12 protein-coding genes are annotated in these 15,873 nt (G+C 63.3%); 7 read left to right on the top strand and 5 right to left on the bottom strand.

The window, feature by feature from the left end; all coding sequences use genetic code 11:
- The first annotated feature begins 180 nt into the window (after window positions 1–180).
- Window positions 181–564 carry a hypothetical protein gene (locus ACQ4W0_RS06320; RefSeq protein ID WP_436575981.1) on the top strand — a complete coding sequence of 128 codons (384 nt, stop codon included), beginning with the start codon at window positions 181–183 and terminating at the stop codon, window positions 562–564.
- A gap of 383 nt (window positions 565–947) precedes the next feature.
- On the opposite strand, the gene ACQ4W0_RS06325 is transcribed toward ACQ4W0_RS06320, so the two are convergent.
- From ACQ4W0_RS06325 to ACQ4W0_RS06340, 4 genes are all read right to left on the bottom strand, one after another.
- Window positions 948–1,949, bottom strand: a complete 1,002-nt coding sequence (locus ACQ4W0_RS06325) for a S49 family peptidase (RefSeq protein WP_436575982.1) — start codon at window positions 1,947–1,949, stop codon at window positions 948–950.
- A 41-nt stretch (window positions 1,950–1,990) separates the two neighbouring features.
- Window positions 1,991–2,368: a Rieske (2Fe-2S) protein gene (locus ACQ4W0_RS06330; RefSeq protein WP_219135986.1), complete on the bottom strand. Its 378-nt coding sequence runs from the start codon at window positions 2,366–2,368 to the stop codon at window positions 1,991–1,993.
- Complete coding sequence (locus tag ACQ4W0_RS06335) at window positions 2,365–3,024, bottom strand: HAD-IIIA family hydrolase (RefSeq protein WP_436575983.1); 660 nt, start codon at window positions 3,022–3,024, stop codon at window positions 2,365–2,367. The genes ACQ4W0_RS06330 and ACQ4W0_RS06335 overlap by 4 nt, the downstream gene beginning before the upstream one ends.
- Before the next feature lie 89 nt (window positions 3,025–3,113).
- Window positions 3,114–4,109, bottom strand: coding sequence for an RluA family pseudouridine synthase (locus ACQ4W0_RS06340; protein WP_436575984.1), 996 nt, complete (start codon window positions 4,107–4,109; stop codon window positions 3,114–3,116).
- Between the two features lie 699 nt (window positions 4,110–4,808).
- Here ACQ4W0_RS06340 and ACQ4W0_RS06345 point away from each other — a divergent pair.
- The 6 genes from ACQ4W0_RS06345 to ACQ4W0_RS06370 all read left to right on the top strand — a co-directional run bounded on the left by ACQ4W0_RS06345 (window position 4,809) and on the right by ACQ4W0_RS06370 (window position 14,475).
- Window positions 4,809–7,970 (top strand): Rne/Rng family ribonuclease, encoded by a 3,162-nt coding sequence (locus ACQ4W0_RS06345; protein WP_436575985.1) that lies wholly within the window; start codon window positions 4,809–4,811, stop codon window positions 7,968–7,970.
- 88 nt (window positions 7,971–8,058) lie between these two features.
- Window positions 8,059–9,399 (top strand): chromate efflux transporter, encoded by a 1,341-nt coding sequence (gene chrA, locus ACQ4W0_RS06350; protein ID WP_436575986.1) that lies wholly within the window; start codon window positions 8,059–8,061, stop codon window positions 9,397–9,399.
- A 42-nt stretch (window positions 9,400–9,441) separates the two neighbouring features.
- On the top strand, window positions 9,442–10,563 hold the full coding sequence (gene moaA, locus ACQ4W0_RS06355; protein WP_436575987.1) for a GTP 3',8-cyclase MoaA: 1,122 nt from the start codon (window positions 9,442–9,444) through the stop codon (window positions 10,561–10,563).
- Between the two features lie 62 nt (window positions 10,564–10,625).
- Window positions 10,626–12,485, top strand: coding sequence for a molybdopterin molybdotransferase MoeA (gene moeA / locus ACQ4W0_RS06360; RefSeq protein ID WP_436575988.1), 1,860 nt, complete (start codon window positions 10,626–10,628; stop codon window positions 12,483–12,485).
- Complete coding sequence (locus ACQ4W0_RS06365; RefSeq protein ID WP_436575989.1) at window positions 12,482–13,264, top strand: hypothetical protein; 783 nt, start codon at window positions 12,482–12,484, stop codon at window positions 13,262–13,264. The genes moeA and ACQ4W0_RS06365 overlap by 4 nt, the downstream gene beginning before the upstream one ends.
- A gap of 293 nt (window positions 13,265–13,557) precedes the next feature.
- On the top strand, window positions 13,558–14,475 hold the full coding sequence (locus ACQ4W0_RS06370; RefSeq protein ID WP_436575990.1) for an MHFG family PEP-CTERM protein: 918 nt from the start codon (window positions 13,558–13,560) through the stop codon (window positions 14,473–14,475).
- A 12-nt stretch (window positions 14,476–14,487) separates the two neighbouring features.
- On the opposite strand, the gene ACQ4W0_RS06375 is transcribed toward ACQ4W0_RS06370, so the two are convergent.
- Window positions 14,488–15,873 carry a DNA recombination protein RmuC gene (locus ACQ4W0_RS06375; protein WP_436575991.1) on the bottom strand — a complete coding sequence of 462 codons (1,386 nt, stop codon included), beginning with the start codon at window positions 15,871–15,873 and terminating at the stop codon, window positions 14,488–14,490.

The following is a 15,873-nucleotide window of genomic DNA, read 5'->3' on the forward strand; positions in this document are numbered from 1 at the left end:
CCAGCCTTGCCCAGGCATAGATATGCCGAAGTACAAGGTGAGATTTCGATATAAATGGCCAATTCCTTTGAGGTATATCAAGCGCTCGGAATATCGCATTGATAGACTGAAACTTCGTTAGGAATCCGCCTAATGTACTTTAGGAATTGTGGCAGTCGCCACCCCTCATAAGGACATCGTATGAAGCATACCGATACCATCGCCTTACAAGGCAGCATCGCCGACATGCGCAAGCGCATCGCCGCGGAACAGGCAGCCATGCACAAGGTCAGACTCGGCGTGGCGCGCTGGCGCAACGCCCCTGCGCCGCAGGATGCGGACACACCGCCAGCGCCAGCCCGCCAGACGCGCTGGCATGCCGAGGCGCAATGCCATTTCATGTGCTGGCTGGAACAGGGCGGCTTTGCGCACGCGGATGCGGAGGCGGCAGCCGACAAGGTGAGCGCACCCGCCATGGCGGACACGCCGCGCGACACGAGCACCAGCACCGCAACAGAGCAGGCGTCGGCCCGGCAAGCAGCCACCCCGCCTCTGCCCGCACACTGTAACGGCTGCGCCGCCTGAGCGCGCCGCCATCGGACCAGCCATGCCCTGCCCCCGCATGCCTAGCTTGCCAGCTCGCCCAGACACGCAACCACAGCAAGCGTCGCCAGCACACCCACCGCTAGCGACGCACAAAAGGGAACGGCGGCATTGCGCCGCCGTTCCCAAGCCCCAACGGGACTTCAGTGAGGAATGTAAATTCACTCAAAACCACATCTGCGATGCGGCGAGTAGTTCCAAGACCTGCCAATCAAGTTAGTACTGACAACATAGTTGATATATCGCCCCTCCTTGAAAAGAACTACGCTTTCACTATAGCCCAAGCAGCCCCTTTTTCAAGCCAAAATGCCACCTTATTGAAAATCATTCTCGACTGGCTTGCCTGCCTGCCAAGAGTGATGTCCTCAACGCAATGCCGGTTGTGACTGCTGCACGGTCGCCTTCATGGCACCGGCGCCCATGGCGGCGCCAAATTTCTTCAGCACCCGCTCCGGCAAGCCTTCATGCTGCGTATAGTCGACGATGTCTTCCGCCTTGACGACATCGCGCGCCACGCTGTCGACCGTGCCGAAATCATCGGCCAGGCCCATTTCCACGGCTTTCGCGCCCGTCCAGTACAAGCCGGAGAACGTGTCTGCCGTTTCCTTCAGGCGCTTGCCCCGTCCCGTGCGCACCACGTCGATGAATTGCTGGTGGATTTCATTGAGCATGCCTTGTGCATACGCCTTGTGTTTTTCCGTTAACGGGCTGAACGGGTCCATGAAACCCTTGTTCTCGCCCGCCGTCAGCAGCCGGCGCTCGACGCCCACCTTTTCCATCACGCCCGTAAAGCCGAAGCCATCCATCAACACGCCGATGGAGCCCACCACGCTGGCCTTGTTGACGTAGATGCGGTCGGCAGCGGCGGCGATGTAATAGCCGCCCGAGGCGCACATTTCATCGACCACCACATACAAGGGCTTGTCCGGATAGCCCTTGCGCAGGCGCTGCATCTCGTCGACGATCATGCCGGCCTGCACGGGACTGCCGCCCGGACTATTAATATGCAGCACCACGGCCACGGAACCGGCGTCGGAAAATGCCTTGTCCAGCGCGGGGATGACGACGGCGGCCGAGCCGCTGCCTTCGGACTCGATGGCGCCGCTGATGTCGATCAGGGCCGTGTGGCGCCCCAGGGTTTCGCTGTCATCGGCCGTGTTGTAGTCATAAAACACCCACAGGGCAAACAGCACGATCAGCAGGCCGAACACCTTGAAAAAGATACTCCAGCGGCGGTGCGCGCGCTGCTCTTGCAAAGTGGCAAATACCAGCTTTTCCAGCACGTCGCGCTCCCAATGGCCGGCCGGGGCGCCGCTGCTGGCGGCTGGCGCAGGGCCCGTCACCGTGTCATTCGTGTTATCGCTCATGGTTCACTTTGTTTAAATTACAATAAGGACTAAACCCGGCTTCAGGCTGGCAGCGGCTGAACATACTCATCGGGTTGCCAGTACAGCTGGCCGTCGCGCTCGGTCACGGGTATCGGACGCAAACGGCCGCCCTTGCAGGGACCGCCCGCGCAGTAGCCGCTCTCTGGCACATAGATGGCGCCATGCGTCGAACACATCAGGTACAAGCCGCTGGACTCGAAAAACTCGCCCTCGGCCCAGTCCAGTTCGATCGGCACGTGGGCGCAGCGGTTCAGGTAGCCATACGCCTTGCCGCCGTGGCGCACGACAAAGCCCGTGGTCGCTTCGCCACCGGCCGAGACGGGAAAGCGCACACCCTTGCCGCCATCGGCCACGGCATCGGCGGCACAAATGAATACATCGACAACATCGCTCATCATGCGTGCTCGCTCAACCATTGGTGCAGATCGGCCACCGTGGCGGCCGAATACAGGGGATTGCAAGCCTGCAATTGCGCCACAGGATGCGCCCCATACTCTACGGCAATACCGGCCGCGCCTGCATTGCTTGCCATCAATAAATCATGACTGGTATCGCCGATCATCACGGTGCGGCGCATATCCTGCCCCAGTTCGCGCGTCAGCTCCTGCAGCATGGCCGGATGGGGCTTGGAAAACGTTTCATCGGCGCAGCGCGTCGCGTCGAACAGCGACAGCAGCTTGACGGCATTCAAGGAACGGTTCAGGCCGACACGGCTCTTGCCCGTGGCGACGGCCAGAAAGTACGCTTGCTGCGACAATTCCTGCAGCATTTCTTGCACGCCGGGAAACAGGGCCAGCTCATGGTCGCGCGACAGATAGTGATAACGGTAGCGCTCGGCCATGCGTGCATGGTATTTCGGCTCGACATCGGGCATCACCAGCTGCATGGCTTCCTGCAAGCCCAGGCCGATCACATGCGAAGCCAGCAACTCGGTGGGAATTGGCAAGCCCAGGTCTTTGGCCGACGCCTGGATGCACTTGACGATGGTCGAGGTGCTGTCTATCAGGGTTCCGTCCCAATCGAAGACGATCAGATCAAATTGCTTTCTTGCCATGTTTCCCGACGGTAAAGCCGCCGGCTCCTTGAGAATGAATGATGGCGACTGACTACCTTGTGAGTAGTGTCGCGCGCACGCGCTTGATATTATCGTGCAGCAACGGCCAATGGTTTGCCCAAGCTTACCAAGAAACGCTCGCATTCGGCAGCCAGCGGCGCGTTCAGGGTCATGCTCTTGCCCGTCTCCGGATGCGTAAACGTGATCTGGTGCGCGTGCAGGAACATGCGCTTCAGGGCGCCGCGCGTGCTGTCGGCTTTCAACAGGGCACGGTTGAGGGCAAAGTCGCCATATTTATCGTCGCCCGCGATGGGAAAACCGGAGGAAGACAGGTGCACGCGGATCTGGTGCGTGCGTCCCGTCTTCAATTCCGCTTCCAGCAAGGCGAAGTTGTGATATTTATGCAACAGTGAAAACACCGTGTGCGACGCCAGGCCATCGGCCTGCACGGCCACCCGGCGCTCGCCTTCGGCCGTCGTATATTTATGCAGCGGCAGCTTGATATGCTGGCGCGCATTCTTCCAGTCACCGGCCACCAGCACCAGATAGCGCTTGTCGGTGACGCCGTCGCGCATCTGTTCGTGCAAATTCGTCAAGGCCGTGCGCTTCTTGGCCAGCAACAACAAGCCGGACGTGTCGCGGTCCAGGCGGTGCACCAGTTCCAGGAACTTGGCGTCGGGGCGCGAAGCGCGCAATTGCTCGATCACGCCGAACGAGACGCCCGAGCCGCCATGCACGGCCACGCCGGCCGGCTTGTCGATGACGAGCAGTTGCGCATCTTCGAAGATGATCTTGAATTCGGCGGCCGGCGCGCCCGTGGGGGCCTTTTCGGCCACGCGCACGGGTGGAATGCGCACCACGTCACCGGCGACGAGACGGTACAACTGATCGATACGGCCTTTATTAACCCGCACTTCTCCCGATCGCAAGATCCGGTAGATGTGGCTTTTAGGCACTCCCTTGCACACTCTTAATAAGTAGTTGTCGATGCGCTGGCCTGCTTCTTCCTCGGCGATCGTTACGAATTGGGCTTGCGGCTGAACCGGGGGTGTTGAAGGGGGAACAACATCTTTTTGACTCTTCATTTACTATGTCTTCCCAGAAATCTCTCTAAGTCCTTCATTTTGAATATATAATTGTTTTTGCTGCGGCCCTGGCTGCTGCGAGTGTAAGAATAAAAGCACATTTTACACAGGGGCGTCTCCACCGGCCTCGCCAAATTGCAAATTCGGTGGAAAAAAATGTATATGCACCGTCCCTGCGCGAATCAAGGTTGCACCGTAGTTGTAATCGGATAACGCGTGGAGATGCTGAAGTGAGTGTGGGATTATAAGGATAAGTACCCGTTAGCGCGACTTATCGAGTCGGGCTCGCGGGTTGATGAAGTTGATAACGCTTGCCGTTTTCGCCAAACCCCGTATGCGGCCACAATACTGAGGGTTGTCGATGAATAGGCTGAGGCCAAGCCTCGCCATCGCGATCCCTGTAATGAGCCGGCTGACGATTTGGCTCTGAATTTGCTGACCACTTGCATTCTCTGCCCCCGATGTAGTTCATTCTCGTTCGGGCTGTTTCAGATGAGTTGCAAGTGTCCTGTGCACTCGGCATGACGATTGACCTCACCGCGCCTGTTGCGGCCGTAACGTATACCTCGTACGCGTTGTTGCTCCGCACGCCTAGGCATTCCCCCCCGCCAACACTCCCTTTCTCGCATATATCCCTGTACTTTCGCCGCTTCCCCGGAAGCGGCTTTGAGATGGCCTACGGGTCGCGGAGTTATAAAAATGAAACGCATGTTGTTTAATGCCACGCAGCAAGAAGAACTGCGCGTAGCGATTGTCGACGGACAAAAACTGATCGACATCGATATCGAGACAGCCGGGCGCGAACAGCGCAAATCCAATATCTACAAGGGCGTCATCACGCGCATCGAGCCTTCGCTCGAAGCGTGCTTCGTCAGCTATGGCGAAGACCGCCACGGCTTCCTGCCTTTCAAGGAAGTTGCTCGCACGTATTTCCGCGAAGGCGTGGACGTGCGCAATGCTTCCGTCAAGGAAGCGCTGCGCGAAGGCCAGGAAATCATGGTCCAGGTCGAAAAAGAAGAGCGCGGCAACAAGGGCGCTGCCCTGACCTCGTTCGTCTCGCTGGCCGGCCGTTACCTGGTATTGATGCCGAACAACCCGCGTGGCGGTGGCGTATCGCGCCGCGTGGAAGGTGAAGAGCGCCAGGAATTGCGCGAAACCATGGATAAACTGGACTTGCCTGCTGGCATGTCCGTCATTGCCCGCACCGCCGGCATCGGCCGCAACGTCGATGAACTGCAGTGGGACTTGAATTACCTGATGCAACTGTGGCGCGCCATCGAAGGCGCCGGCAAGTCGGCCAATGGCGCTTTCCTGATCTACCAGGAATCGTCGCTCGTCATCCGCGCCATCCGCGACTACTTTCAGCCCGACATCGGCGAGATCCTGATCGACACCGACGAGATCTACGACCAGGCGCACCAGTTCATGAGCCACGTGATGCCCGACATGGTGCACCGCGTAAAACGCTACAGCGACGACGTGCCGCTGTTCTCGCGCTTCCAGATCGAACACCAGATTGAAACGGCGTACAGCCGCACCGTGCCGCTGCCATCGGGCGGCGCCATCGTCATCGACCATACCGAAGCGCTGGTCTCCGTCGACGTCAACTCGGCCCGCGCCACGCGCGGCTCGGACATCGAAACGACCGCCTTCAACACCAACTGCGAAGCGGCCGAAGAAGTGGCCCGCCAGCTGCGCTTGCGCGACTTGGGTGGCTTGATCGTCATCGACTTCATCGACATGGAAGTGGCAAAAAATCAGCGCGAAGTGGAACAGCGCCTGAAAGATGCGCTGCACCATGACCGTGCCCGTGTACAAATGGGCAAGATTTCCCGCTTCGGCCTGATGGAACTGTCGCGCCAGCGCCTGCGCCCTTCGCTGTCCGAAGGTTCGCACGTGACGTGCCCGCGCTGCTCCGGCACGGGACACATCCGCGATACCGAATCGTCCGCCCTGCAGGTGCTGCGCATCATCCAGGAAGAGGCGATGAAGGAAAACTCGGCCACGATCCACGTGCAAGTGCCCGTGGACGTGGGCGCCTTCCTGCTGAACGAAAAGCGCGGCGAAGTACTCAAGATCGAAAACCGCCACCGCATCGCCGTGATCCTGATCCCGAACAAGCATCTGGAAACGCCGCACTACAAGCTGGAACGCATCAAGCACGACGATCCGCGTCTGGAAGACAGCCAGGCCAGCTACAACCTGGCGGAAAGCGCTGAAACCGACATGGCTTACAGCAAGCGCCAGAAGGAAGAAGCCAAGCCGCGCCAGGAAGCCGTCGTCAAGACGATCACCCCTGACCAGCCGGCACCGCTGGTCGAGCGCAAGCCCGTCGAAGCCAAGGCTGCACCGGTGGCCGCACCTGCCGCACCGCAAGGCCTGATCGCCAAGATCATCAGCTTCTTCACTGGCGCCCCGGCCCCCGTGGCACCGGCACCCGCCCCTGTCGCGCCAGTCAAACCGGCCGGCGCCGACCGTGGCGACCGCAACAGCCGTGGCCCGCGTGGCCGTGGCCGCAACGGCAAGCCTGGCCGCGAAGAACGCGAACCGGGCCAGGCCCGTCCAGCCCAGGACGACGCTGCCAAGGAAGCGGAAGCACTGGAAAAGGCGGCCCGTCCGCCACGCCCACCACGTCCGCCACGCGAACCGCGCGAAGCCGGCGATGCAACGGCGGCACCACGCGAGCGCGGTGAACGTCCTGAACGCGCCGAGCGTCCTGAACGCGCGGAACGTCCAGAGCGCGCCGAACGTCAAGAGCGCGCCGAACGTCCGCCACGCCAGCCACGCGAAGGCCGTGAACCACGCGTCGACAAGGCCATTGTTGCTGAAGTGAAAGCGGATGAACTGGCCCTGGTTGGTGCCAGCGCCAGCGCAGTGAATGTCGTCGTGCCGTCAAACGGCACTGAATCCGACACCGCTCCAACGAGCTTGCTGAAAGCGCCGGCGAATGCAGGCCCTGAAGGCGAAGAGATGGAAAACTACGTGGAAGGCGAAGAACCGCGCCGCCGCCGTCGTCGTGGTGGCCGCAACCGCAACCGCCGTGACCGCGAAACGGGCGAGCTGATCGAATCGGCAAATGGCGAGAACGAAGGCCAGGACGCGCCAGTGATCAGCTTTACGGTCGCTCCGGCGCCGGAAGCTGGCGTTGACGCAGCCCCGGTCGCCGTCGTGGCTGCCGCCGCTGTCGTCGCCGTCGCTGCGCCAGTGGAAGCTGCCGTCGTGGAAGTGGTCGAAGTGGTGGAAGTGGCCAAGGTCGTGGACATCGCCAAGGTCGAAGAAGCTGCTCCTGCCGCTGAAGCTGCACCAGTTGCTGAAGTGTTCGTGCCGGCAGCTCCTGTCGAAGCGGCTGCAGCACAAGCTGAACCAGCCGCTGCCGAACCGGCACCAGTTGCCGAGTACAGCTTTGCCGAGCCAGCGGAAGCGACGCCAGCGGAAGCGACGCCAGCGCCAGCGGAAATCATCGTCGAAGCCGTGCCAGTGGTAGAAGCTGCGCCGCTGGTGGAAGCCATCGCCGTGATCGAGGAAGCGCCAGTAGCTGAAGCAGCACCTGCCGTGGTGGAAGCCGCACCGGTGGTGCCTGCTCCTGCACCAGCGCCAGCACCGGTAGTGGCGCCTGCTCCTGTCGCCGCCCCGGCTCCAGCCTCCGCACCGGCTCCAGCGCCGGTGCCTGCGCCACTGGACTTGAGCGCAGTGCTCGGTTCGGCCGGCCTGACCCTGGCTGCCACCGATCCGGAAAAACTGCGCCTGGCGCAGGAAGCGGCGGCCAAGGCCGTCGCCCCGGCACGCAAGCCGCGCGAACGCAAGCCATTGCCGCCGCAATCGGATGAGCCGTTGATCCAGGTCAACACGCAACGTCCATAAGCGCGCCGGGTTCGCCCAGCCGCCGATGATGAAAGGGGAAGCTCAGGCTTCCCTTTTTTATGTCCACTCTCTTTGCCAGCCAGCCGCCATGCACGAGAACGCCAACCTTCCCCGTCCCGCCCCCGTCAGCCTGCGCAGCGCCTTCTGGTACTGGCTCAAGCTGGGCTGCGTCAGCTTTGGCGGCCCGGCCGGGCAAATCGCCATGATGCATGCGGAACTGGTGGAAAAGCGGCGCTGGATTTCCGAACAACGCTTCTTGCACGCCCTCAATTACTGCATGCTGCTGCCGGGGCCTGAAGCGACCCAGCTGGCCATCTACATCGGCTGGCTGATGCACCGCACGCGCGGCGCCCTGGTGGCGGGCCTGCTATTCCTGCTGCCCTCGCTGCTGGTGCTGATCGTCCTGTCCTGGCTCTACATGGCGTATGGCCACGTGGCCGCCATCGCCGGCATCCTGTACGGCATCAAGCCGGCCGTCGTCGCCATTGTGCTGGCTGCCGCCTGGCGCCTGGGCCGGCGCACCTTGCGCAGTCCCGGCCTGATCGCCATCGCGACAGGCGCATTTGTCGCCATCGCCGTGCTACAGCTGCCATTTCCGCTGATCGTGCTCGCCGCCGCCCTGCTGGGCATGGCGGGTGGCCGCTGGCTGCCGGCCCACTTTCATGCGGGCGCCACGGGGCATGGCGGCGCCGCCCGCTATGGCTCCGCCCTGATCGATGACGACACGCCCACGCCGCTGCATGCGCAGCTCAAATGGCCGCGCCTGCTTGGCACAGCCGCCGTGGGCCTGGCGCTGGCTTTCATCACCTGGCTGGGCCTGGCGCTACTGGGTGGGCGCGAGCAGCCGCTGGCGCAGATGGGCGTATTTTTCAGCAAGGCGGCCCTGCTCACGTTCGGCGGCGCCTATGCCGTGCTGCCCTATCTGGTGCAGGGTGCCGTCGACCACTACCACTGGATCAGCAGCGCGCAGATGATGGATGGCCTGGCGCTGGGCGAAACCACGCCCGGTCCCCTGATCATGATCGTCGCCTTCATCGGTTTTGTCGGTGGCTGGAGCCATGCCTTGGCGGGTGAACACCTGTGGCTGGCGGGCGTGTGCGGCGCGCTCGTCGCCAGCTGGTTCACCTTCCTGCCCTCGTTCATCTTCATCCTGGCCGGCGCGCCGCTGGTGGAAGCGTCGCGCGGCAACCTGCGCCTGAGCGCGCCCCTGACGGCCATCTCGGCGGCCGTGGTGGGCGTCATCGCCAGCCTGGCCCTGTTCTTTGGCCGCCATGTCTTCTGGCAAGCAAACCCGCTGCCGCACTGGGACTGGCTGGCCATCGCCATCGCGCTGGCAGCCGGCGTGGCGCTGATCAGGTTTCAAATGGGAACCATCAAATTGCTGCTCGCCTGTGCCATCTTCGGCCTCGTGCTATCGTATCTGCCTTGAACGACCTAACGTAACTAGTAATTGGTAAGTGGCATCACTTTTATGGCTGACAAGATTATCTACTTCGCCGAGGCCCGCAATGGGGCACCTGCGATCCCCGCGCGGCTGGAAAGTCCCAGCGGCAACGTGGCCGACAGCCTGGGCCGGCCCCTGCATGACTTGCGCATCTCGATTACCGACCGCTGCAATTTCCGTTGCGTGTACTGCATGCCCAAGGACGTGTTCGACAAGAACCATGTGTATCTGCCGCACACGGATTTGCTGTCGTTCGAGGAAATCACGCGTATCGCGCGCCTGTTCGTCGCGCACGGCGTGGAAAAGATCCGCCTGACGGGCGGCGAACCGCTGCTGCGCAAGAATATCGAAAAGCTCATCGCCATGCTGGCCGAACTGCGCACGCCAGCGGGCCAGCCGCTGGACCTGACCCTGACGACCAACGGTTCCTTGCTGGCAAGAAAAGCGCAAGCGCTGAAGGATGCGGGCCTGAACCGCGTCACAGTGTCGCTCGACTCGCTCGACGACGCCACCTTCAAGCGCATGAACGATGTCGATTTCGCCGTGACCGACGTGCTGCACGGCATCGATGCAGCGCACGCGGTGGGCCTGGGCCCCATCAAGATCAATATGGTCGTCAAGGCCGGCATGAACGAGCAGGAAATCGTGCCCATGGCGCGCCACTTCAAGGGCACGCCCTACATCTTGCGCTTCATCGAATACATGGACGTGGGCGCCTCGAACGGCTGGAACTTGCAGGAAGTCATCCCGTCCGCTGAAGTTGTGCGGCGCATAGCCTTGCACATGCCCGTGCTCCCCATCAACCCCAACTACACGGGCGAGACGGCGGCGCGCTGGCGCTATGCCGATGGCAGCGGCGAAATCGGCCTCATTTCCAGCGTCACGCAAGCGTTCTGCGCCGACTGCAGCCGCGCCCGTCTATCGACCGAGGGCAAGCTCTACACCTGTTTGTTCGCCAGCAGCGGCCACGACTTGCGCAGCCTGCTGCGCGGCGGCCACAGCGACGCGGAAATTTCCTCGGCCGTGGCGCAGTTGTGGCGCGGCCGCGGCGACCGCTATTCGCAATTGCGCACCAGCCAGACGGATTTGTCGGGCGGTGCGCTTGAGCGGGGTAAAAAGAAAGTGGAAATGTCGTATATCGGCGGCTGAATCGGGCGCGGCGCAGGCCCGCCGCTGCTACCATGGCGTATGCATCCACATCTTCGCCTCTCATGATCAACAGACACGACATTACCGGCCTGATCCTGGCCGGAGGCCTCGGCACGCGCATGGGCCAGCGCGACAAGGGCATGCTGCCCCTGCATGGCCAGCCCCTGGCGCGCCACGTGCTGCAGCGCCTGGCACCGCAAGTGGGCCAGCTGGCCATCAGTGTCCACGCAGAGGCCGGCGACTACGCGCGCTTCGGCCTGCCCGTGTGGCCGGACGTGCTGCCGGGCCAGCTGGGTCCGCTTGCCGGCTTGCACAGCGGCATGCAGCACGCCAACACTCCATACCTGCTGAGCGTGCCGTGCGACTCGCCCCTGCTGCCGCCCGACCTGGCTGTGCGCCTGGCGGCCGGCTTGACGCACGAGAATGCCGACTTGGCCATCGCCGTCACCGAAGAGACCGACCCGGCGACGGGAGCGACGGTGCGCCGCCCGCATCCCGTCTTTTGCCTGGTGAAAACATCGGCCCTGCCCCAACTGGACGCGTATCTGCGCGGCGGAGAACGCCGCATGCGCACATGGCACGGCCCTTTGAAGCTGGCCGAGGTGCTGTTCGAGGATGGCGCAGCGTTCGGCAACATCAATACGCCGGACCAGCTGGCCGCCCTGCAGGCGCAGGGCCTGTCCGTGCCGATGGCGCAAGCGATCCTGGCCGACAGCGTCATCCCCGTGGCCGAGAGCGAAACCTTGCCGCTGCCGCAAGCGTTCGAGCGCATCCTGGCCGCCGACATCATCTCGCCCATCAGCGTGCCTGCGCACGACAATTCCGCCATGGATGGTTATGCGCTACACGGGGCTGACCTTGGCTCCGACCTGGACGGCAATGCTCCGCTGACGCTGGCCGTGGTCGACACCATCCTGGCCGGTCGTCCCGGCACGGTCAGCGTGCAACGCGGGCAATGCGCGCGCATCATGACGGGCGCCGTCATGCCGGACGGCTGCGACAGCGTGGTGCCGCAGGAACTGGTGCAACAGGCCAGCGAACAGCACATCACCATCGCGCCGGACTGCATCCGCCCCGGCGACAACCGCCGTTTCAAAGGCGAAGACTTGATGCAGGGCCAGCCAGCCCTGCTGCAGGGCAAGATACTCGGACCGGCCGAACTGGGCTTGCTGGCCTCGCTGGGCATCGCCACGGTGCCCGTGCGGCGCCGGCTGCGCGTAGCCTTCTTTTCCACCGGCGACGAATTGCGCTCGATCGGCGAGCAACTCGACGCGGGCTGCATCTACGACAGCAACCGCTACACCCTGCTGGGCATGCTGACGCGCCTGGGCTGCGAGGTGCTCGACATGGGCATCGTCAAGGACCAGCCGCAAGCGCTGGAAGCGGCCCTGCGCGGCGCCTGCGCCAAGGCCGACGTCATCATCACCTCGGGCGGCGTCTCCAGCGGCGCGGCCGATTTTACGCGCGAAATCCTCGCGCGCCTGGGTGACGTCGCCTTCTGGCAGATCAACATGCGCCCGGGCCGCCCCATGGCCTTTGGACCGATTTCCAGCGAGGGCGACACGGCCTTGCTGCTGGGCCTGCCCGGCAACCCCGTGGCCGTGATGGCGGCGTTTTATTTCCTCGCGCGCCCCACCCTGCTGCGCCTGATGGGCGCCGATGCGGACTCGGCCAGCCTGCCCCTGCTGCAAGTGGCGGCGCAGGCACCGATCCGCAAGAAGCGGGGTCGCACGGAATACCAGCGCGGCATCGTCGAACGGGGCGCGGACGGCCACCAGCATGTGCGCGTGACGGGCGCGCAAGGCTCCGGCATCCTGCGCTCGATGACGCAAGCCAATTGCATGATCGTGCTGCATGAAGGACAAGGCCACGTGGCAGCCGGCGATCTGGTCGATATCGTGCTGTTCCATGGATTAATATGAAGCTGATACTGGCACTGGCCCTGCTACAGGGCATGGCGGCGTACGCCGGCGAAGTCCACAGCAACGGCTACACGGTGCGCTTTGACGAGCGCATCGAGGATGCACAGGGTGACTTGCACGGCGAAACCGTGGGCAGCATCCGCCTCGTGCGCACCAGCGACCAGGCGCTCGTGTGGCAGGAAAACACGCCCTTGCGGCCCGGCTGCGGCGACGTTGCGGCCGTCACCGCCATCAACGATCGCTTCGTGGCCCTGTGCGGCCACCTGGGCGGGCGCCATTACACGCAGAAGGTCATCTTGATGCAAGGCAACTCACCAGCCATGGTGAGCGTGGACCAGTACGACTCGCCCAGTCCCGTGCGCGTGGAGCGCAAGGGATCGCTGGCCATCGACGTCCTGCGGCGCGACGTGTTCCCCGGCGAGCTGACGGGCTCCCATTACTTTCCCACTGTCTACCGCTTGCACCGCGATGACGCCACGTTCGGCTTCGTCCCAAGCTTTGATGGCGATGCCGCCGCGCGCTACTGGCAGCACTACCGCGCCACGCGTCAGGCGGCGCCGGCGGCGGTCGTGCTGCCGGAACTGCTGGCCTCCCTGCTGGCGGCCCAGGCCGGCAAGCAATCCATCTGTGCAGAGCTCGACACGCTCGCCGCAGATTTGCAGCAGGGGCAACAGTACGATACGCAAGGCGCGCGCACCTTGATGCGCAAGTGGCTGCACAAGCTGCCCACCATCGGCTATCCCGCCTTCGATACGCAAGCTTGCCCGGGCCGCATCTAGATCGTTTCACCGCCGCCTGTGGGCGGCGCATCCGTCAAAACCCCGCTGCCCTCACAACCGGCCCGCCCTGCGCGGGCCGTTTGCATTGCCCCTTCGCAATCAATTCCCCCTGCACTGCTGCCGTTCGACTATCGAGATAAAAATATTAATTATTTCTTTGTGCAACATATTAATAAATACAACAATAATTGTAATTATTTTATCTGTTTTGTAGTGCCGCAGTTTCTTCGGTGATAACATCCTAATTCACACAAAAATATAATTTTTATATTGTTTTCACGAGGAAACTATCAATGAAACACAGCTCATGGATCGCCGGCGCCTGCATGCTGGGAGCAGCTTGTCTGCTTGGCATGTTATCCCTGGCGCCGCTGCCCGCTTATGCCAAAGGGGTCCCACGGGCCGACGTGCTGGAACACTGCAACTGGAACCGTCCCGGTGCCGACCCGTTCATGGGCGATGTGGTGGCCGCCGTGGACCGGTACCCGGACATCGCGCCGCAGGTGCGCGAAGAATTGAAGGCGCGCATGCGCGCGCGCCAGTACGATGAAATCGTCGTGATCAGCCGCGACGCGATCCGCGGCAAGGGCAGCTACGATGCGCGCATCAGCGACATGCATTTCGGGCCGGGTCGCGTGTGCCGCAATGTCTCGCGCTCGGGCTGGAGCGAGCAGATGCAGGAAAGGGGACTCGTGTACTGCGTGCAGGGCGCCTGCATCCTGGTGCCCACCGTGTGCCGCAATGTCAGCCGCATCACGCAGGCGGTGGCGGCCGGACCGCGCGGCGCTGGCGCGGCGCCGGGTGGAGCCGCGCCGGGCGGCGCACCACCTGTGGCTGCCGCACCTGTGGCGGCACCATCCGTGCCCATCATCGACAACCCAGGTGCCGCGCATGGCGGTTCGTTCACGGGCCAGGCGCCGCCGGCCGTGGTAGCGGGCCTGCCCCTGCTGGCCTTCGATGTCGTGCATACCAGCAGCAACACGGCGTTGCCATCGAGCATAGGCGATGGGCGCAACGGCGGCGGACCGCCACCGCGCGGCAGCAGCTTCATCGAGTCGTATTCGCCCACCGTTATCCTGCCCCTGATGCCGCCCACCGGCGCGAGCGTCCTGCCGGCCGTGCCGGAACCGCACACCTGGGCCATGCTGCTGGCGGGACTGGCGCTGCTGGCCCATGCCTCGTTGCGCCACCGGCCAGCGGCGGCGGCCTGAACGCCGACGGCGCTATTCGCCGTCCGCCTCGGCGGACGAGCCCGCGTCCGCCACACCCAGCAGCAAGGCGGCGGCCTCGCCCGGCAAGGCTTCCACGGATTTCAATTTGCGTGCCATCTGCCGGCTGCGCACTTCCGCGCTTTCGATATTCTTCGCCGCCTTTTCCAGGGTCAGCCGGGTTTGCGACAGCACGTCGCCAAACTTGCCGAACTCCGTCTTGACGGCGCCCAGCACCTGCCATACTTCCGACGAGCGCTTTTCCAGCGCCAAGGTGCGGAAACCCATCTGCAAACTGTTGAGCAAGGCAGTCAGGGTGGATGGCCCGGCGATGCTGACGCGGTGCACGCGCTGCAATTCGTCGGCCAGTCCCGGGCGGCGCAGCACTTCCGCATACAAGCCCTCCGTGGGCAGGAACAGGATGGCGAAGTCCGTCGTCTGCGGCGGCGCCAGGTATTTCTCGGCGATGGTTTTCGCCTCGCCCCGCACAGCACGCTCCAGCTCGCGGCCGGCCAGGGCCACGCCGTCCGCATCGGCCCGCTCGGCCGCTTCGACCAGGCGTTCGTACTGTTCCTTGGGAAACTTCGCATCGATAGGCATCCACACGGGCGGCCCGCCGTCGGAGAGGCCCGGCAGTTTCAGGGCGAATTCCACGCGCGCGCCGCTGCCCGGTACCGTTTCCACGTTCTTGGCGTACTGGTCGACAGTGAGTACCTGCTCCAGCAACATTTCCAGCTGCACCTCGCCCCAGGTGCCCCGTGTCTTGACGTTGGTGAGCACCCGCTTCAGGTCGCCCACGCCCAGCGCCAACTGCTGCATTTCACCCAAGCCCTGGTGGACTTTTTCCAGCCGCTCCGACACTTGCTGGAACGAGGCACTCAAACGCGTTTCCAGCGTGGCATGCAGTTTTTCATCGACCGTCTTGCGCATCTCTTCCAGGCGCGCGCCATTGTCAGCCTGCAAGTCGCGGATCTTGTTTTCCAGCGTGGCGCGCACTTCCAGCATGCGCTGCGCATTCGATTCTGTCAGCTGGGCCAGGGTTTGATTCGTGCTCTCGGCAAAGCGCGCCAGGCTTTGCGCCTGCTCTTCGCGCCCGACTTTCCCCTGCGCCTGCATTTGCGTGCGCAGGCTGTCGAGTTGTTGCAGGGTTGCCGCCTGGAATTGCGCCAGGCCGGCGGACAAGTCCTGCCGCGTCGCCTGCGCCGACGCCTGCAACTGCAGCCGCACTTCGCGTTCGACGCGGTCGATGCGTTCCAGGCTTTGCTGCTGGTGCTGCTGCACCAGCGCCAGCGTGGTGGTGCCATCGCCGGCCACGCCACGCGGACGCAGCAGCAGCAAGATTAATAGGACGATGGCGACGGCAGCGGCGCCCAGCAGGCTGTAAAACTCGATTGGGCTCAT

It is taken from the genome of Janthinobacterium breve (assembly GCF_051380895.1).
Lineage (GTDB): Bacteria > Pseudomonadota > Gammaproteobacteria > Burkholderiales > Burkholderiaceae_D > Janthinobacterium.